16 protein-coding genes, 1 tRNA gene and 1 other RNA gene are annotated in these 17035 nt (G+C 72.1%); 10 read left to right on the top strand and 8 right to left on the bottom strand.

The genetic code is table 11. The features are described from left to right. Window positions 1-126 precede the first annotated feature (126 nt). The 3 genes from GTY47_RS27130 to GTY47_RS27120 are packed head-to-tail and all read left to right on the top strand — an operon-like array spanning window position 127 to window position 3614. Complete coding sequence (locus GTY47_RS27130) at window positions 127-2646, top strand: SpoIIE family protein phosphatase (RefSeq protein ID WP_010045090.1); 2520 nt, start codon at window positions 127-129, stop codon at window positions 2644-2646. Window positions 2647-2659: 13 nt separating this feature from the next. Then, window positions 2660-3127: a DUF4383 domain-containing protein gene (locus tag GTY47_RS27125; protein ID WP_010045088.1), complete on the top strand. Its 468-nt coding sequence runs from the start codon at window positions 2660-2662 to the stop codon at window positions 3125-3127. Between the two features lie 19 nt (window positions 3128-3146). Further along, window positions 3147-3614, top strand: coding sequence for an MSMEG_6728 family protein (locus GTY47_RS27120; protein WP_010045084.1), 468 nt, complete (start codon window positions 3147-3149; stop codon window positions 3612-3614). 59 nt (window positions 3615-3673) lie between these two features. On the opposite strand, the gene GTY47_RS27115 is transcribed toward GTY47_RS27120, so the two are convergent. After that, window positions 3674-4807 carry a ribonuclease H gene (locus GTY47_RS27115; RefSeq protein WP_010045083.1) on the bottom strand — a complete coding sequence of 378 codons (1134 nt, stop codon included), beginning with the start codon at window positions 4805-4807 and terminating at the stop codon, window positions 3674-3676. A gap of 122 nt (window positions 4808-4929) precedes the next feature. On the opposite strand from GTY47_RS27115, the gene GTY47_RS27110 reads away from it, so the two are divergent. Together GTY47_RS27110 and GTY47_RS27105 are read left to right on the top strand one after the other, a co-directional pair. Continuing rightward, window positions 4930-5265, top strand: a complete 336-nt coding sequence (locus tag GTY47_RS27110) for a metalloregulator ArsR/SmtB family transcription factor (RefSeq protein ID WP_010045082.1) — start codon at window positions 4930-4932, stop codon at window positions 5263-5265. Next, on the top strand, window positions 5265-5984 hold the full coding sequence (locus tag GTY47_RS27105; protein WP_010045081.1) for a cation transporter: 720 nt from the start codon (window positions 5265-5267) through the stop codon (window positions 5982-5984). Before GTY47_RS27110 ends, GTY47_RS27105 begins: the two co-directional genes overlap by 1 nt. A 14-nt stretch (window positions 5985-5998) precedes the next feature. Here GTY47_RS27105 and GTY47_RS27100 read toward each other — a convergent pair whose 3' ends face one another. Further along, window positions 5999-6439: an ArsI/CadI family heavy metal resistance metalloenzyme gene (locus GTY47_RS27100; protein WP_010045080.1), complete on the bottom strand. Its 441-nt coding sequence runs from the start codon at window positions 6437-6439 to the stop codon at window positions 5999-6001. A gap of 29 nt (window positions 6440-6468) precedes the next feature. Continuing rightward, a complete protein-coding gene (locus GTY47_RS27095; RefSeq protein WP_231911247.1) occupies window positions 6469-7842 on the bottom strand; it encodes an NAD(P)-binding domain-containing protein in 1374 nt (457 codons plus the stop codon). 153 nt (window positions 7843-7995) lie between these two features. Between GTY47_RS27095 and GTY47_RS27090 the strand changes: the two genes are divergently transcribed. Further along, window positions 7996-8373: a metalloregulator ArsR/SmtB family transcription factor gene (locus GTY47_RS27090; protein WP_029181536.1), complete on the top strand. Its 378-nt coding sequence runs from the start codon at window positions 7996-7998 to the stop codon at window positions 8371-8373. A gap of 34 nt (window positions 8374-8407) precedes the next feature. On the opposite strand, the gene gap is transcribed toward GTY47_RS27090, so the two are convergent. From gap to GTY47_RS27070, 4 genes are all read right to left on the bottom strand, one after another. Beyond that, entirely contained in the window at window positions 8408-9406 is a 999-nt protein-coding gene (gap, locus tag GTY47_RS27085; RefSeq protein ID WP_010045075.1) for a type I glyceraldehyde-3-phosphate dehydrogenase, read from the bottom strand. Between the two features lie 163 nt (window positions 9407-9569). Beyond that, window positions 9570-10526 (bottom strand): helix-turn-helix domain-containing protein, encoded by a 957-nt coding sequence (locus tag GTY47_RS27080; protein ID WP_010045073.1) that lies wholly within the window; start codon window positions 10524-10526, stop codon window positions 9570-9572. A 9-nt stretch (window positions 10527-10535) separates the two neighbouring features. Then, a complete protein-coding gene (gene arsB / locus GTY47_RS27075; RefSeq protein WP_010045071.1) occupies window positions 10536-11648 on the bottom strand; it encodes an ACR3 family arsenite efflux transporter in 1113 nt (370 codons plus the stop codon). Beyond that, the gene (locus GTY47_RS27070; protein ID WP_010045067.1) at window positions 11645-11953 is read right to left on the bottom strand and encodes a metalloregulator ArsR/SmtB family transcription factor; all 309 of its coding nucleotides are present in this window, start codon (window positions 11951-11953) and stop codon (window positions 11645-11647) included. Before GTY47_RS27070 ends, arsB begins: the two co-directional genes overlap by 4 nt. A gap of 91 nt (window positions 11954-12044) precedes the next feature. Here GTY47_RS27070 and GTY47_RS27065 point away from each other — a divergent pair, with 91 nt between their 5' ends. Then, on the top strand, window positions 12045-12467 hold the full coding sequence (locus tag GTY47_RS27065) for an arsenate reductase ArsC (RefSeq protein WP_010045065.1): 423 nt from the start codon (window positions 12045-12047) through the stop codon (window positions 12465-12467). Window positions 12468-12578: 111 nt separating this feature from the next. On the opposite strand, the gene GTY47_RS27060 is transcribed toward GTY47_RS27065, so the two are convergent. Beyond that, window positions 12579-12666: transfer RNA gene (locus tag GTY47_RS27060), tRNA-Ser, on the bottom strand. Between the two features lie 72 nt (window positions 12667-12738). Here GTY47_RS27060 and ffs point away from each other — a divergent pair. From ffs to purD, 3 genes are all read left to right on the top strand, one after another. Continuing rightward, window positions 12739-12837: signal recognition particle sRNA small type (gene ffs / locus GTY47_RS27055), an RNA gene on the top strand. 53 nt (window positions 12838-12890) lie between these two features. Beyond that, window positions 12891-15401 (top strand): DNA polymerase III subunit gamma and tau, encoded by a 2511-nt coding sequence (locus GTY47_RS27050; protein ID WP_010045063.1) that lies wholly within the window; start codon window positions 12891-12893, stop codon window positions 15399-15401. A gap of 169 nt (window positions 15402-15570) precedes the next feature. Further along, the gene (purD, locus tag GTY47_RS27045) at window positions 15571-16821 is read left to right on the top strand and encodes a phosphoribosylamine--glycine ligase (RefSeq protein WP_010045061.1); all 1251 of its coding nucleotides are present in this window, start codon (window positions 15571-15573) and stop codon (window positions 16819-16821) included. Window positions 16822-17035 lie beyond the last annotated feature (214 nt).

Raw genomic sequence — 17035 nt, 5'->3', positions numbered from 1 at the left:
AGAACTGCCACAATAGGGGTAATCAGGGCATGAGCCCCATACATCTGGGATCGATCCAGGATCACTGCTGAATCTCAGGATCGGCGCTGATTCTCCTCCAGAGCCTCCAGAGCGAGATGACCGATCATGGAGCAGCCCGTCACCGCCGGCCGAGCCGGCCGGTCGCGCGGAACGGAAACCGAATCCTCCGAAGCCCTCGCGGATCTCGCGGACCTCGTCGGCGAGCCCCTGACCGCCCGCGTCACCCTCGACGAGCAGGGCAGGGTGACCGGCTGGAACACGGGCGCCGAGCGGCTCCTCGGGTACCCGGCCCGGCAGATGACCGGACGCCGCGCCGCGGATCTGCTGGCCGAGCCGATCCCGGTCCGGGGCGGCCTGCCCACGCTCTCCGGACTGCCCCGGTGGAACGGCGACGTCGCGCTCCGCCACCACGACGGCCGGAAGCTCACCGTCAGTGTCCTCGCCCACCACAGGGCGCCCGGCACCGGCGACCCCGCATGGCTCCTCCTCTCCGCCCTGACCCGCCGGCAGCCCCGGCCCGCCCTCGACGAATCCCTCGTGAGCTGGAGCTTCACCCAGTCCCCGTGCTGCGCCCTGGCGATCTACGACACCCGGCTCCGGCTCCGGCGGGCCAACGAGGGCATGGAGCGGGCCATGGCGCTCACCGAGGAGGAGATGCTGGGCCTGCGCGTGTCCGAGATCGTCGACAACGAGGCCGGTGAGCGGGCGGAACGCAGCATGGCCAGGGTGCTGCGGACCGGCGAGCCGCAGTACGAGGAGAACTATCTGCGCGCCCCGGGCGAGACCCGCGAGCACGCCTGGTCGGTCTTCGAGTCCGCGCTGCGGGACGCCGAGGGCACGATCCAGGGCGTCTGCCTCTCCGCGCACGACATGTCGGAACAGTTCTGGGCCCGCAAGCGGCTCCAGCTGATCGCCGAGGCCGGCCGGCGCATCGGCGGCACGCTCGACGTGCGGCGCACGGCCCAGGAGCTGACGGACGTGACCGTCCCGGCCCTGGCCGACTTCGTCAGCGTCGATCTGCTCGCCGCGCTGGACGACGTACCCGAACCGCCCGCCCAGGTCCTTCCGGCGGACGGCCCGTTGCTGCTGCGGCGGGCGGCGCTGCGGTCCGTGACCCCCGGGGCCCCGGAGGCGGCCGTGGCGGCCGGCCAGGTGGACTCCTACCCGGAGGGCTCGGCGCCCTACGAGAGCCTGCGCGCGGGACGCGCCACCCTGCACGAGGTGACCGACCCGGCGTTCACGGCGTGGCTCGCGCACGACCCGGAGCGCGCCGCGCGGATCAGGGCGTTCGGCATCCACTCGGTGATGACCGTGCCGCTCGCCGCCCGCGGCATCACGCTGGGAGTCGCGTTCTTCCTCCGGTACCGCAACCCCGAGACCTTCCGGCACGACGACCTGGTCCTGGCCGGGGAACTGGCGGCCCGGGCCGCGGTCAGCATCGACAATGCCCGCCGCTACACGCTGGAGCGCGCCACGGCCGTCACGCTCCAGCGCAGCCTGCTGCCGCAGCGGCTGCCCCGGCAGGCGGCGGTCGAGGTCGCGTCCCGCTATCTGCCGACGGGCGGGCACGCCGGTGTCGGCGGCGACTGGTTCGACGTCATCCCCCTCTCCGGGGCGCGGGTGGCCCTGGTCGTCGGCGACGTCGTCGGCCACGGCCTGCACGCCTCCGCGACCATGGGCCGGCTGCGCACGGCCGTACGCACCCTCGCCGACATCGACCTGCCGAGCGACGAGCTCCTCACACACCTGGACGACCTCGTCGTCCGGCTGAACGTGGAGGGGGAGGACGGGGAGGGCGCGGAGACCTCCGGGGACGTGGGCGCGACCTGCCTGTACGCCGTGTACGACCCCGTGTCGCGGCGCTGCTGCTTCGCCGCGGCCGGGCATCCGATGCCGGCCGTGGTGCGGCCCGACGGGAGGGTCGAGCTGGTCGACCTGCAGGCCGCGCCCCCGCTCGGCGTGGGCGGCCTGCCCCACGAGGCCACCGAGGTCGTCCTGCCCGAGGGCAGCCTGATCGTCCTCTACACCAACGGCCTGGTCGTGAACCGGGACCGGGACCCCGACGCCGGCGTCCACCGGCTGCTCGAGGCCCTCGCCCGCCCACAAGCTCTCGGCTTCGTTCGAGCAGGGGGCACCCCCGTGGCGCCCTCGCTGGACGCCCTGTGCGACACCGTGCTGGCCGACCTGCTGCCGCAGCGCCCGGCCGACGACGTGGCCCTGCTCGTCGCCCGCACCCGCGCGCTCGACGCGAGCCAGGTCGCCACCTGGGCGGTGCCGGACGACCCGTCCGCGGTCGCCCAGACCCGCAAGGACGTGGTGGCGCAGCTGGAGAGGTGGGGGCTGTCCGACGCGGCCTTCGTCACCGAACTGGTCGTCAGCGAACTCGTCACCAACGCCATCCGGCACGCGGGGCCGCCGATCCAGCTCCGTCTGATCCACGACAACACCCTGATCTGCGAGGTCTCCGACGGCGGCAACACCGCTCCCCACCTGCGGCGCGCCCGCGGTTACGACGAGGGCGGGCGCGGTCTGCTCCTCGTGGCCCAGCTGACCGCGCGCTGGGGCACGCGCCAGGGCCCCACGGGCAAGACCATCTGGGCGGAACAGACCCTGCCTCCCCAGTGAGGATCCACCGGCCATGACCACACACCCTTCCCACCGGGCCGCCGCGGCGCCCGTGCAACGGGCCGCCCAGCTGGTGGGCTTCGTCTTCCTCCTGGTCGGCGTGCTGGGATTCATCCCCGGCGTCACCACCGACTACGGCTCGATGGAGATCGCCTCCCACGAGTCGGGCGCCGAGCTGCTGGGCGTGTTCCAGATATCGGTCCTGCACAACCTCGTGCACCTGGTCTACGGTCTGATCGGCCTGGCCCTCGCCGGCACGGCCGCCGGTGCGTACTCGTACCTGCTCGTCGGCGGCGCCGTCTACCTGGTGCTGTGGGTCTACGGCCTGTCCGTCGGCAACGACAGCGACGCCAACTTCGTCCCCCTCGACACCGCGGACGACTGGCTGCACTTCGCGCTGGGCGTCGCGATGATCGCCCTGGCTCTGGCCCTCGGCCGCCGCCGCCCGAGCGGCACCCCCCGCACCGGCGCGGAGCGGTAGGCACCCAGGACGGGACGGCGTGCAGACCTTCCTCCCCTACCCCGGCTTCCGGGACTCGGCCCTGGTCCTGGACCGCCGCCGGCTCGGCAAACAGCGGGTCGAGGCGCTGCAGGTGCTGCGCGGCCTGGTCGTACCGGGGTACGGCTGGCGCCACCACCCGGCGGTCCGGATGTGGGCCGGATACGAGGAGGCACTCGTCCGGTACGGCCTGGAGATCTGCCGCGTCTGGCGCGAACAGGGCCACCAGGACAGCTGCGCGGCCACCCTGGTCGCCGACCTCGCGGCGATCCGCCCGCACGCCCCGGTCCGCGACCAGCACGTCCTGGCGGTCGAGGGCGAACTGCCCCCTTGGCTGGGCGACGCCCGCTTCCACCACAGCCACCGCTCGGCCCTCGTCCGCAAGGACCCCACCACCTACGCGGCCCTGTTCCCCGGAGTCCCGGACGACCTGCCGTACGTGTGGCCGGCGTCGGACCGGTCGGCGTAGCTGATCGCGCTCGCGATCTGGCCACGCGGGTCGGACGACACCGAGAACTGACCCGGTTCCTACGGATCCCCGCTGACCACCTCGACGAGTCTCCACTGCCCCCGTACCTTCACCGCGGACAGCAGGATCCGCCAGCCGGTCCGGGCCTGGGCGGCGATCTCGGGGCGGACCGGGACCGGGCCCACCACCGGGCAGTCGTCCTCGTCGTATCCGTCGTGGTCCTTGAACGTGAGGGACCTGCCGGCCACTTCCGCGATCGTCAGGTACTGGCAGTCGACGCTCTCCTCGACGCGGGAGCGGTCGGGCCAGGGCACGAGATCGTCGTCGCCGAACGCGTCGACGAACTCCTTGAGGCAGGCCCGCTCGTCCACGGTGATGTCGATGTCCTCCAGGCGGTCCCGGGCCGCGTCGGCGTCGACGTGGCCGTTCGCGACCAGCCAGTTCAGCAGGTCCGTCACCACGCGTTTCGCCGCCCGGAGTTCGTGGGGCGACGCGTGCTGCTTGTGGGGCAGGGTGCTGCTGAAGAAGGGGCCCAGCTCATCGACGATCTCGGCGGGCGCCATCTCGGTGAACGGCGTGTCGCCGTACCAGCCGATACTGAAACGCAGCGTCGAGATGACGTCGTCGGCGGCCTCGAACGCGTGCATGTCGTCCCACCGCTCGGCCAGGAACCGCGCCACCGCGACGGCCAGTGTGTTCCCCTCGCCCTGCGCTCCCGCCCTGACCGCCTCGCCTCGGTGCTGGTGAAAAGCCAGTTCGGCGGCCAGGTCGCAGGGCCCCTCGGCCGCCCACTCGTCGTACGCGTCGCCTTCGCCGTCCCCGTCGTACTCGCTGTCCTCGTCGTCCACGCCGGCCCAGGAGCCGGGCTCCGTCCATTCGACGTGGTGCCGGGCGAGCAGCGGACGCAGCCTCTGCCACAGGTCCGGCTCGTCGGGCGGGCGGCGCTTGGCGCGCTTCTCGTGCAGGGCCTCGTCGGCCACGCAGATCCGTACCCGCGACGGGCGGGTCAGCGCCGTGAGCCCTTCCACGACGGCCGTCAACGCCATCCGGTGGGACGTCACGCCGGTGCCGTTGCCGCTGCCGCTCATCTCGCGCTGGTGAGCTCCGTACGTCAGGACCGCAGCCCACCCGCCGTATCCGTCCTCGCACTTCCCGGCCGCGTGCAGCACGACCTCCGCCGAGGCAAGACCCATTCGCCCTCCCGAAGCGCGCCGAGACGACGCGATGATCTCACCGCGACGCATCCGGTGGAAGAAGGCGGGCTGGTCGATGATCCACGGTTTCCTGAATTCAGGAATCCATGTACTCTCGCGCTGTGCTGACTCTTGCCCCCGACATCGAAGTGCTGGCCCGCTTCGGCCGCGCGCTCGCGGATCCGATCCGCTGCCGCATCCTGCTCGCGCTGCGCGAGGCCCCGGTCTACCCCGCCGATCTCGCCGACACCCTCGGCATCTCGCGCACCCGGCTCTCCAACCACCTCGCGTGCCTGCGCGACTGCGGACTGGTCGTCACCGTGCCCGACGGCCGCCGTACCCGCTACGAACTGGCCGACGAGCGTCTCGGTCACGCGCTGGACGACCTGCGTGCGGCCGTGGTCGCCGTCGAGACCGACCGCACCTGTGCGGAGGCCGGCGACAAGGGCTGCTGCTGATGACCGCGACATCCCTCGGGCCTTCCCCGGCCCGCCGGGACGTGCTCGCCCGTCGGATACGTCTGCTGGTCACGGCGACGATCACCTACAACGTCATCGAGGCGGTCGTCGCCATCACCGCCGGCACTCTCGCCTCCTCGACCGCCCTGATCGGCTTCGGCCTGGACTCGGCCATCGAGGTCTCCTCCGCCGCCGCGGTGGCCTGGCAGTTCTCCGCCCGCGAGCACGCCGTGCGCGAGGCCCGGGAGAAGACGGTCCTGCGGATCATCGCGGTGTCGTTCTTCGCGCTCGCCGCCTACGTCACCGTCGACGCCGTCCGCGCGCTGACCGGGGCCGGGGCGGGGGAGGCGGAGCGTTCCCTTCCCGGCATCGTGCTCGCCGCCCTCTCCCTCGCGGTCATGCCGTTCCTGTCAGCGGCCCAACGCCACGCGGGCCGTGAACTCGGCTCCGCCAGCGCGGTCGCCGACTCCAAGCAGACGCTGCTGTGCACGTACCTCTCAGCAGTGCTCCTGGTCGGCCTGGTGCTCAACGCCACCCAGGGGTGGTCGTGGGCCGACCCCATCGCCGCCCTCGTCATCGCGGCCATCGCCCTCAAGGAGGGCCGCGACGCCTGGCAGGGCAAGGGCTGCTGCGCGCCGTCGGTTCCCGCCGCGCCGGTCATCGGTGCTGACGCGGACGGTGTGTGCGGCTGTCGCCCGGGCTGCGACTGCTGCAACTGACCGTCCGCAGACGCTCAGAGGCCACCGGGTCCGACCGAGGCCGGCTCGCTGCAGCAGGTGCTGTCCTGCTGCCTGGCCGGCGAGTCGGCGTCGGCCTTGACGACGTACACCTCCCAGGGTTCCTGGCCGGGGCCGTGGACCCAGACCTTGTCCTGGACGGCGTAGCAACAGGTCGTGTCGTTCTCCACGTCGGTGGTCAGGCCCGCCTCGCCCAGGCGGGCGGTGGCGGCGTGCACCGCCTCGGTCGTCTCGACCTCGACGCCGAGGTGGTCCATGCGGGTCGTCTCTCCTGCGGTGCCCTCGATGAGAACGAGCTTCAGCGGCGGCTCGGCGATGGCGAAGTTCGCGTAGCCGTCGCGGAGTTTGGCGGGCTCCGCACCGAAGAGCTTCGTGTAGAAGGCCACGGATTCGGCGAGGTCGGGGACACGGAGGGCGAGCTGGACACGGGACGTCATGGCGGAACCTCCTGGAGTGGGCGGGGAGTTCAGCAGCCGCTGGAGGCGGTGGCCGGCGTGCCGGTGCCGGTCTGCGCGGTGACCGGAGTGGCGCAGCAGCCTCCGTTCTCAGCCGGGGCGGTGCCGGGCTCGTCGAACAGGCCGGCCCCGCCGCACACGCCGGTCTGAGGCAGGGTCAGCTCGACCCGCTCGGCGGCCGCACGGTCTCCGGCGATCGCGGCGGTGACGGAGCGGACCTGCTCGTAGCCGGTCATCGCGAGGAATGTGGGCGCGCGGCCGTAGGACTTCATGCCGACCAGGTAGACGCCCTGCTCCGGGTGGGAGAGCTCGTTCACGCCGTGCGGGTGGACGGTGCCGCAGGAGTGGACGTCGGGGTCGATGAGCGGGGCCAGGGCGGTGGGCGCCTGGAGGCGGTCGTCCAGGCCGAGGCGGAGCTCGGAGAGGAAGGACAGGTCCGGACGGAGACCGGTCAGGACGATCAGCTCGTCGACCGGGTCCAGGCGGCGCCCGTCCTCGGCGACCAGGACCGCCCTGGCACCGTCCCGCTCGACGGCCTGCGTACGGAACCCGGTGACCGCGCTCGCGCGGCCTTCGTCCACCGCGGCCTTGGCGCGCAGGCCGAGGGCGCCGCGCGCGGGCAGCTGGTCGGCCTCGCCGCCGCCGAACGTCGAGCCGGTGATGCCGCGGCGCAGGATCCACACCGCGTGCGTGCCCGGCTCCTCCTTCGCGAGGTCGGCGAGGACGGCGAGGGCCGTGAAGGCGGAGGCGCCGGAGCCGACCACGGCGGTGCGCCGACCCGCGTACCGGGCGCGGACGGCGGGGTCGCCCAGGTCGGGGATGCGGTAGGAGATGCGTCCGGCGGTGGCCTTCTCGCCGAGGGCGGGCAGACCGTCGGCGCCCAGCGGGCCGGGGAGGGACCACGTGCCCGAGGCGTCGATGACCGCGCGGGCGCTGATCCGTTCCTCGCGGCCGTCGGCCGACAGGATGTGCACGGCGAAGGGCTGCTCGTCGCGGCCGGAGCCGACGACGCGGTCGCGTCCGGCGCGGGCGACGCCGGTGACGGTGGCGCCGTAGCGGACCTTGTCGCCGAGGACGTCGGCGAGGGGCTGGAGGTACTGCTTCGCCCAGTCACCGCCGGTGGGATACGCGGCGCCGTCGGGGCGGACCCAGCCGGTCGGGGCGAGGAGCTTCTCGGCGGCGGGGTCGGTGATTTCTGCCCAGCGGGAGAACAGCCGCACGTGTGACCACTCCCGTACGGCGGTGCCGGCCGACGGCCCGGCTTCCAGGACCAGGGGTTCGACACCGCGCTCGACGAGGCGGGCGGCGGCGGCCAGGCCGACCGGGCCGGCGCCGATGACCACGACGGGCGGCTCGTCGGTGGTGGGCACGTTCTTGATGGACACGGCCACGAGACTCCCCTTGCTTCGACGTTCGTCGATGACCTGTGGAGCCAGCATGACACCTGCTTCGACAAGCGTCAACATAGACGTTCATCGAAATCGAAGCCTCTTGGTTCCTCCTTCTTCGCTTGGTTCGACGTGTGTCAACATAGATGCATGTCGAATACGAAGGTGCTGCCGCTGCTGGAACCCGAAGGTGCCGAGGCTGTGGCGCCGTGCTGCCCGCCGCTCACCGAGCGCCCGTTCACCGCCGAGGAGGCCGAGACGGCCGCCCGGATGTTCAAGGCCCTGGGTGATCCGGTGCGGCTGCGGCTGTTCTCGGCGGTGGCCTCGCACGAGGGCGGCGAGGCGTGCGTGTGCGACATCTCCGACGTCGGCGTCTCCCAGCCGACCGTCTCCCACCACCTGAAGAAGCTCAAGGAGGCGGGGCTGCTCACCTCCGAGCGGCGCGGCACCTGGGTCTACTACCGGGTCGAGCCGTCCGTGCTGGCCGCGATGGGCAAGCTGCTGACCATCGCGCCGGCCGCAGTCTGACTGCCGGCCGCAGTCCGACCCGCGAGTCGAATCTTCAGCGGGTGGCGAGGAACTCCAGCGTGTCGATCACGCGGTTCGAGAAGCCCCACTCGTTGTCGTACCAGGCGACGACCTTCACGTGGCGGCCGTCGACACGGGTGAGGGCGGAGTCGAAGATCGACGAGGCCGGGTTGCCGGTGATGTCGGAGGAGACGAGCGGATCCTCGGAGTACTCGAGGATGCCGGCGAGCCGTCCCTCTGCCGCGTTCCGGTAGGCCGCCAGCACGTCGTCGCGCGTCACGTCGCGGGCGACGGTCGTGTTGAGTTCGACGATCGAGCCCACCGGCACCGGTACGCGGATCGAGTCGCCCGACAGCTTGCCGTCGAGGTTCGGCAGCACCAGGCCGATCGCCTTGGCGGCGCCGGTCGTGGTCGGCACGATGTTGACCCCGGCGGCACGGGCACGGCGGGCGTCGCGGTGCGGACCGTCCTGAAGGTTCTGCTCCTGCGTGTAGGCGTGCACCGTCGTCATGAAGCCGTGCTCGATACCGGCGAGTTCGTCGAGCACCCAGGCCAGCGGAGCGAGCGCGTTGGTCGTGCAGGAGGCGTTCGAGACGATCGTGTGCAGGTCCGGGTCGTAGGCCTCGGTGTTGACCCCGAACGCGAGCGTGACGTCGGCGCCGTCCGACGGCGCGCTGACGAGCACCTTCTTCGCGCCCGCGTCGAGGTGCGCGCGGGCGGCCTCGGCCGAGGTGAAACGGCCCGTCGCCTCCAGGACGACATCGACGCCGAGGTCGGCCCACGGCAGTTGCGCCGGTTCGCGCTCGGCCAGCACCGTGATCCGACGGCCGTCGACGACGAGGACGTCCCCGTCGACGGTCACCGGACGCCCGAGCCGGCCGGCGGTGCTGTCGTAGGCGAGCAGCCGGGCGAGCGTGGCGGGCTCGGTGAGGTCGTTGACGGCGACGATCTCCAGGGCGCTGTCGCGTTCCAGCAGGGCGCGCAGCACATTGCGTCCGATGCGGCCGAATCCGTTGATGGCGATGCGAGTCATGAGTGATGTCCCTTCCCTTCACCACCAGGCTCGCGCGCGGCTCACGCCGCGGACAGTGGCGCGATCGCCACGGTTCAAAAGGATCCCGCCAAGGGGTTCACGAAAACCCCGCCAGGGGGTCAAGGGACCCCGCCAGGAGGTTCAAGGGGATCCCGCCACGGTGCTACTCGCCCCGGGTGAAAGTTCGCCGGTACTCGCTCGGGGTGGTGCCGAGGACGCGCTGGAAGTGCAGGCGCAGGTTCGCGCCGGTACCGAGACCGACGTCCGCGGCGATCTGCTCGACACTCCGCTTCGACCGCTCGAGCAGTTCGCGGGCCAGGTCGATGCGGGCGCGCAGCACCCACTGCATCGGCGTGTAGCCGGTCTCCTCGACGAAGCGCCGGGAGAACGTACGCGGCGACACCCCGGCCTGCCGCGCCAGTACGTCGAGGGTGAGGGGCTCGCCGAGGTGGCGCAGCGCCCACTCGCGGGTGGCGCCGAAGCGCTCGCCGAGCGGCTCGGGGACGCTGCGCGGCACGTACTGGGCCTGGCCGCCGCTGCGGTAGGGGGCCGCGACCAGACGGCGGGCCGCGTGGTTGGACGCGGCCACCCCGTGGTCGGCGCGCAGGATGTGCAGGCACAGGTCGATGCCGGAGGCGGCGCCGGCCGAGGTGAGCAGGCTGCCCTCGTCGACGAACAGCACGTTCTCGTCGACCTGGACGAGCGGATGCCTGGCCATGAGGGCTCGTGTGTAGTGCCAGTGCGTCGTGGCGCGCCTGCCGTCGAGCAGGCCTGTGGCGGCGAGCGCGAAGGCGCCCGTCGAGATGGCGGCGAGCCGCGCACCCCGGTCGTGCGCCGCGATCAGTGCGTCGAGGACGGCCTGCGGCGGGTCGTCGCGGTCCGGGAACCGGTAGCCGGGGACGAAGACGATGTCGGCCCACGCAAGGGCGTCGAGGCCGTGGGCGACGTAGTACGCGAGGCCGTCGCCGCCGGTCACGACACCGGGTGTCGCCCCGCACACCCGCACCTCGTACGGCATGCTCGCGCGGGTCGTGAAGACCTGCGCGGGAATTCCGACATCGAGCGGCTTCGCACCCTTGAGCACCAGGACGGCGACGCGATGCAGGCGGGAGGCTGGCACAGGAAGAGGTTAGAAGAGGTTGTGCGGGCCGTGACTCCGCTCCGTCCACCGCGCGAACCTGCGCCGCCAGGCCAGGGACACATGCACGAGCGCGACCAGCACCGGCACCTCGATCAGCGGCCCGACCACACCGGACAGCGCCTGCCCGGAGGTCACGCCGAAGGTGGCGATGGCGACCGCGATGGCCAGCTCGAAGTTGTTGCCCGCCGCGGTGAAGGCGAGCGTGGCGGTGCGGTCGTAGGCCAGACCGATGGCCTTGCCGAGGGCGAAGCTGCCGAACCACATCACGGCGAAGTAGACGAGCAGCGGCAGGGCGATGCGGGCGACGTCCAGCGGCTGCGAGGTGATCGTCTTCCCCTGCAGCGCGAAGAGGACGACGATCGTGAAGAGCAGTCCGTACAGCGCCCACGGGCCGATCCTCGACAGGAAGGTGTTCTCGTACGTGTCGCGGCCGAGCCTCCTCTCGCCGACGCGGCGGGTGAGGAACCCGGCCAGCAGCGGGATGCCGAGGAAGATGACGACGTTCAGCGCGATCTTCCACAGGGAGATGTCGAGATGTTCGCCGTCGCCGAGGCCGAGCCGGCCGGGCAGCAGGTCGAGGTAGAACCAGCCCAGCAGGCCGAAGGCGACGACCTGGAAGACCGAGTTGAGGGCGACCAGGACGGCCGCGGCTTCGCGGTCGCCGCAGGCGAGGTCGTTCCAGATGACGACCATGGCGATGCAGCGCGCCAGGCCCACGATGATCAGGCCGGTGCGGTACTCGGGCAGGTCCGGCAGGAAGGTCCACGCCAGCGCGAACATCACGGCCGGGCCGAGGACCCAGTTGATGACCAGCGACGACACCATCAGCCTCCGGTCGCCGGTGACAGCGTCGAGCTTGTCGTAGCGGACCTTCGCCAGGACCGGATACATCATGATCAGCAATCCGACGGCGATGGGCAGCGAAATGCCACCGATCTCCACCTTCGCCAGGGCGTCGTCCAGGCCGGGGATCAGCCGGCCGAGCCCGAGGCCGAGGGCCATGGCGAGCAGGATCCATACGGCGAGGAAGCGGTCGAGCGTCGACAGCTTCGCGGCGACCGAGGGCTCCTCGGTGGTCGCGGGCGCTTCGGTGGAGGTCACGGGCAGGCCCTCTTGTTGTCGGCGGCGGTGCGAGCGACCGCGGCCAGGTCGGCGAGCTGCCCGGCGAGCTGGGCGATGACGTCCGGCCTGAGCTTGTAGTAGGTCCATCGGCCGCAAGGCTCGGTCTCGACGACCCCGGCCTCGCGCAGCACTCTCAGATGGTTGGAGAGGTTGGTCTGCCGGGCACCGGTCTCCTCCACCAGGTGGGTGGTGCACAGCGTCTCTTCGGCGAGCAGGGTCACGATCCGGAGCCGAAGCGGGTCGGCCAGAGCCCGCATCAGATCAGTGTCGACTGACGTCAGCATGCGCTGATACTGTCACGCCGGCGGTGGCTGACACCATCGGGTGCTGATGTCATTCGCTCCTGATGCCGTCGTGAGACAAGAGAGACCTCTGATGTCCGACAAGCCCTCCGTGCTCTTCGTCTGTGTCCACAACGCGGGCCGTTCCCAGATGGCCGCGGCGTGGCTGAGCCACCTGGCCGGGGACCGCGTCGAGGTCCGCTCCGCCGGCTCCGACCCGGGCGACCAGGTCAACCCCGCCGCCGTCGAAGCGATGCGGGAGGTCGGCATCGACATCTCCTCCGAGACCCCGAAGATCCTGACGGTCGACGCGGTCGAGGAGTCGGACATCTGCATCACCATGGGCTGCGGCGACACCTGCCCGGTCTTCCCCGGCAAGCGCTACCTGGACTGGCAGCTGGAGGACCCGGCCGGCCAGGGCGTCGAGGCGGTCCGCCCGATCCGCGACGACATCAGGAAGCTGGTCGAGGACCTGATCGAGGAGATCGCCCCGGAGAAGCCGGAGAAGCCGGCGTGAGCACGGGCGAGACAGGCCGGGATCTTCCAGCCGTCGAGAACTGCAACCACGCACGTCGAAGGGCCCCACCGCAAGCGGTGGGGCCCTTCGACATCGTGCCCGGTGAGGCACTGGCGGAGGATACGAGATTCGAACTCGTGAGGGGTTGCCCCCAACACGCTTTCCAAGCGTGCGCCCTAGGCCTCTAGGCGAATCCTCCGCCGGAAACATTACATGACCGAGAGGAGTGCTCGCGAACTCGTTCCCTGCCCCAGACATCAGGTAGCCTTGGCGCAGCCCCTCACGCGGCGCTATCTGACTGAACTCCCCCAGGGCCGGAAGGCAGCAAGGGTAGGTTGGCTCTGGCGGGTGCGTGGGGGGCGTTTGCGTTCCGGCCTCCGGTGGCGGGGTCCGTTGTCAGTGGGCGCCTATAACCTCGTATGCGTGTCGTCTCTCGCTCTGTACCGCCGCTATCGCCCGGAGACCTTCGCCGAGGTCATCGGGCAGCAGCACGTCACCGACCCGTTGCAGCAGGCGCTGCGCAACAACCGGGTCAACCACGCGTACCTGTTCAGCGGGCCGCGCGGCTGTGGCAAGACGACCAGTGCGCGGATCCTGGCGCGGTGTCTGAACTGCGAGCAGGGCCCTACCCCCACGCCGTGCGGTGAGTGCCAGTCCTGTCAGGACCTCGCGCGCAACGGACCCGGTTCCATCGACGTCATCGAGATCGACGCCGCTTCCCACGGTGGCGTGGACGACGCCCGTGACCTGCGCGAGAAGGCCTTCTTCGGACCTGCCCGCAGCCGGTACAAGATCTACATCATCGACGAGGCCCACATGGTCACGTCGGCCGGTTTCAACGCGCTGCTGAAGGTCGTCGAGGAGCCGCCGGAGCATCTCAAGTTCATCTTCGCGACCACCGAGCCCGAGAAGGTCATCGGGACCATCCGGTCGCGGACCCATCACTACCCGTTCCGGCTCGTTCCGCCCGGGACCTTGCGGGAGTACCTCGCCGAGGTGTGCCAGAAGGAGGCCATCCCGGTCGAGGACGGTGTCCTCCCCCTCGTCGTGCGCGCCGGTGGCGGGTCCGTGCGTGACTCCATGTCCGTCATGGACCAGCTGCTGGCCGGCGCCGCGGCGGACGGTGTGACGTATGCCATGGCCACCGCCCTGCTCGGATACACCGACGGCTCCCTCCTCGACTCCGTCGTCGAGGCCTTCGCCACCGGTGACGGGTCCGCGGCCTTCGAGGTCGTCGACCGCGTGATCGAGGGCGGGAACGACCCGCGTCGGTTCGTCGCCGACCTGCTGGAGCGCCTGCGTGACCTGGTGATCCTCGCCGCCGTCCCGGACGCGGCCGAGAAGGGGCTCATCGACGCCCCCGCCGACGTCGTCGAGCGCATGCAGGCCCAGGCCGGCACCTTCGGCGCCGCCGAGCTGAGCCGGGCCGCCGACCTGGTCAACGAGGGCCTGACCGAGATGCGCGGCGCCCACTCGTCCCGTCTCCAGCTGGAGCTGATCTGCGCGCGCGTCCTGCTCCCCGCCGCCTACGGCGACGAGCGGTCCGTCATGGCCCGTCTGGACCGGATCGAGCGCGGCGTGAACTTCTCCTCGCAGGGGCCCGCCGGCATGCCCGCCATGGGGTACGCGCCAGGGCCGGAGGGGCATGGGGCAGCGGCGGCTGCTCCGGCGGCCGCTCCCGTGCCGCCGGGTGGCGGTCCGGCCGCGGCCCGGGCGGCGGTCCGCGCCTCTGGAGCGCCGGGCGGCGGGTCCCCCGGGGCCCCCGGCGGGCCCGGTGTCGGCAGCGGCAGTGGCGGTCACGCGCCGGCCGCGGGCGGGCCTGCGCAAGCCCCCGCTGCGGCACGCCAGGAGGCCCAGCAGTCGGCGGTCTCGGGCCCGCCCGCTCCCGCCGAGCCCGCGCCGACCTCCGGCCCCACCGACGGCGGGCGCGCCCAGCCTGCCCAGGCCCAGCCTGCCCAGCCGCCCCGGACACCGCCCGCTCAGTCTCCCGCTCCCTCCGACGCTCCCGCAGCCGCCTCCGCCCCGGCCCCCGGTGCCTGGCCCACCGCGGCCTCCGCCGGCAGCGGCCGTCGCCCGGGCGGCTGGCCCACGGCCAGCTCGGGCGCACCCACACCCGCGTCGAACCCCCCGGCAGCGAGCACCCCAGCTCAGAGCACCCCTGCTCCGAGCGCGCCCACACCCAGCAGCCCCCCACCGGCGCCCTCGGCCCCGGCACCGACCGCTCCGGCCCCCGCCCACGCCCCGGCGCCCGGCGGTCTCGACCCCCGCATGCTCTGGCCGAACATCCTGGAAGCGGTCAAGAACCGCCGTCGATTCACCTGGATCCTGCTCAGCCAGAACGCCCAGGTGACCGGATTCGACGGCACCACCCTCCAGCTCGGCTTCGTCAACGCCGGCGCGCGTGACAACTTCCTGAGCAGCGGCAGTGAGGACGTGCTGCGGCAGGCGCTGGGCGAGCAGTTCAACGTCCAGTGGAAGATCGAGGCGATCGTCGATCCGTCCGGCGGCTCCGCGCCGCAGGCCCCGGGCGGCCCTTCCGGGTTCGGAGGCGGCCAGGGCGGTCACGGCGGCACCGGCGGCTACGGCGGCGGTGGCGGCTACAACGCCGGCGGTGGAGGTGGCGGCTACACCGCCGGCACCGGCAGCGGTAGCGGCGGTACGGCGACCGCCCAGCGCTCCGCCCCCTCCCAGTCGACGGCCCCGTCCGCCCCAGCCCAGCAGTCGAGCGCACCCACCCGCGGCTCCGCCGCGGCCCCCGCACCGACCGCCCCCGTACCCCAGCCCTCCGCCCCGGCGCCCCGGTCCGTCTCCGTCGAGGACGACATCCCCGAGGACGACGATCCCGACCTCGACGAGTCGGCCCTCTCCGGCCAGGAGCTGATCGTGCGGGAGCTCGGGGCGACGGTGGTGGAGGAGTTCTCGAACGAGCCCTAGGCGGCCGACGAGCCCTACGCGCCCGAGGCAGCCGGAGAAGCCCCGGTCGAAGGGGCCTCGGGCGACCAGCGCCGAAGAGCCCGGGTTGGAGAAACCTCCAACCCAAGATCCCCGCCCCCTTCGGAAGCCCGCACAAAGGGAACCCGCCACCTCCCGTTAGGCTGACCCCGTGAAGGTCCTCGTCATCGGCAGCGGCGCCCGCGAACACGCCCTGTGCCACTCCCTGTCCCACGACCCCGACGTCACCGCGCTGCACTGCGCCCCCGGCAACGCCGGCATCGCGGAGGTCGCCGAGCTGCACCAGGTCGACGCCCTGGACGGCGCGGCCGTCACCGCGCTGGCCACGCGGCTCGGCGCGGACCTCGTGGTCGTCGGCCCGGAGGCGCCGCTCGTCGCCGGTGTCGCCGACGCCGTCCGCGAGGCCGGCATCCCGGTCTTCGGCCCGTCCGGCCAGGCCGCGCAGCTGGAGGGCTCCAAGGCCTTCGCGAAAGACGTCATGGCGGTGGCCGAGGTGCCCACGGCACGGTCGTACGTCTGCACGACTCCGGAGGAGGTCGACGCGGCCCTCGACGCCTTCGGTGCTCCGTACGTCGTCAAGGACGACGGGCTGGCCGCCGGCAAGGGTGTCGTCGTCACGGACGACATCGAGGCGGCCAGGGCCCATGCCGCCGCCTGCGAGCGCGTGGTCATCGAGGAGTACCTGGACGGCCCAGAGGTCTCCCTGTTCGCCGTCACCGACGGCGAGACGGTCGTACCGCTGCAGCCCGCCCAGGACTTCAAGCGCGCGCTGGACGGCGACGAGGGGCCGAACACCGGCGGCATGGGGGCGTACTCGCCGCTGCCGTGGGCCGACCCGAAGCTGGTCGACGAGGTGGTGCAGACGGTCCTCCAGCCGACCGTGGACGAGATGAAGCGCCGCGGCACGCCGTTCTCCGGGCTGCTCTACGCCGGTCTCGCGATCACCTCCCGCGGGGTGCGCGTGATCGAGTTCAACGCCCGCTTCGGCGACCCCGAGACCCAGGTCGTCCTCGCCCGGCTGAAGACGCCGCTGGCCGGTCTCCTGATGGCCGCGGCCACCGGCAACCTCGCCCACCTGGAGCCGCTGCGCTGGAGCGACGACGCGGCCGTGACGGTGGTCGTCGCCTCGCACAACTACCCCGGCACCCCCCGCACCGGCGACCCGATCACCGGTCTCGACGAGGTCGCCGCCCAGGACGCCCCGCACGCCTACGTGCTGCACGCCGGCACCAAGCGCGACGGTGACGCGATCGTCAGCGCGGGCGGCCGCGTCCTGTCCGTCACGGCCACCGGCAAGGACCTCACCGAGGCCCGCGACCGCGCCTACGCGGCCGTCGCCCGCATCCACCTCGACGGCTCCCAGCACCGCACGGACATCGCCGCGAAGGCGGCAGGCGCGTAACCGGCGATTCCGGCACCCGGCGTCACCACCGGCACCCGGCGTCACCACCACTCGTCAACCCCGGCACTCGGCATCACACCATCGCGGGAATCCGACCCGCTCGCTGAACCTCACAGGCCCCGGATCCGTCTCAGGATCCGGGGCCTGAAGTTTCGGTATGCGGGGCCTGATCCTCGCTGTCCGTCATCCACCTCTCCCCAAAGCCATTCCATCG

It is taken from the genome of Streptomyces sp. SID5464, from assembly GCF_009862985.1.
GTDB classification, from domain to species: domain Bacteria; phylum Actinomycetota; class Actinomycetes; order Streptomycetales; family Streptomycetaceae; genus Streptomyces; species Streptomyces chartreusis_D.
The sequence above is the reverse complement of the archived record's forward strand: the minus strand, read 5'-3'. Positions and strand labels throughout refer to the sequence as shown.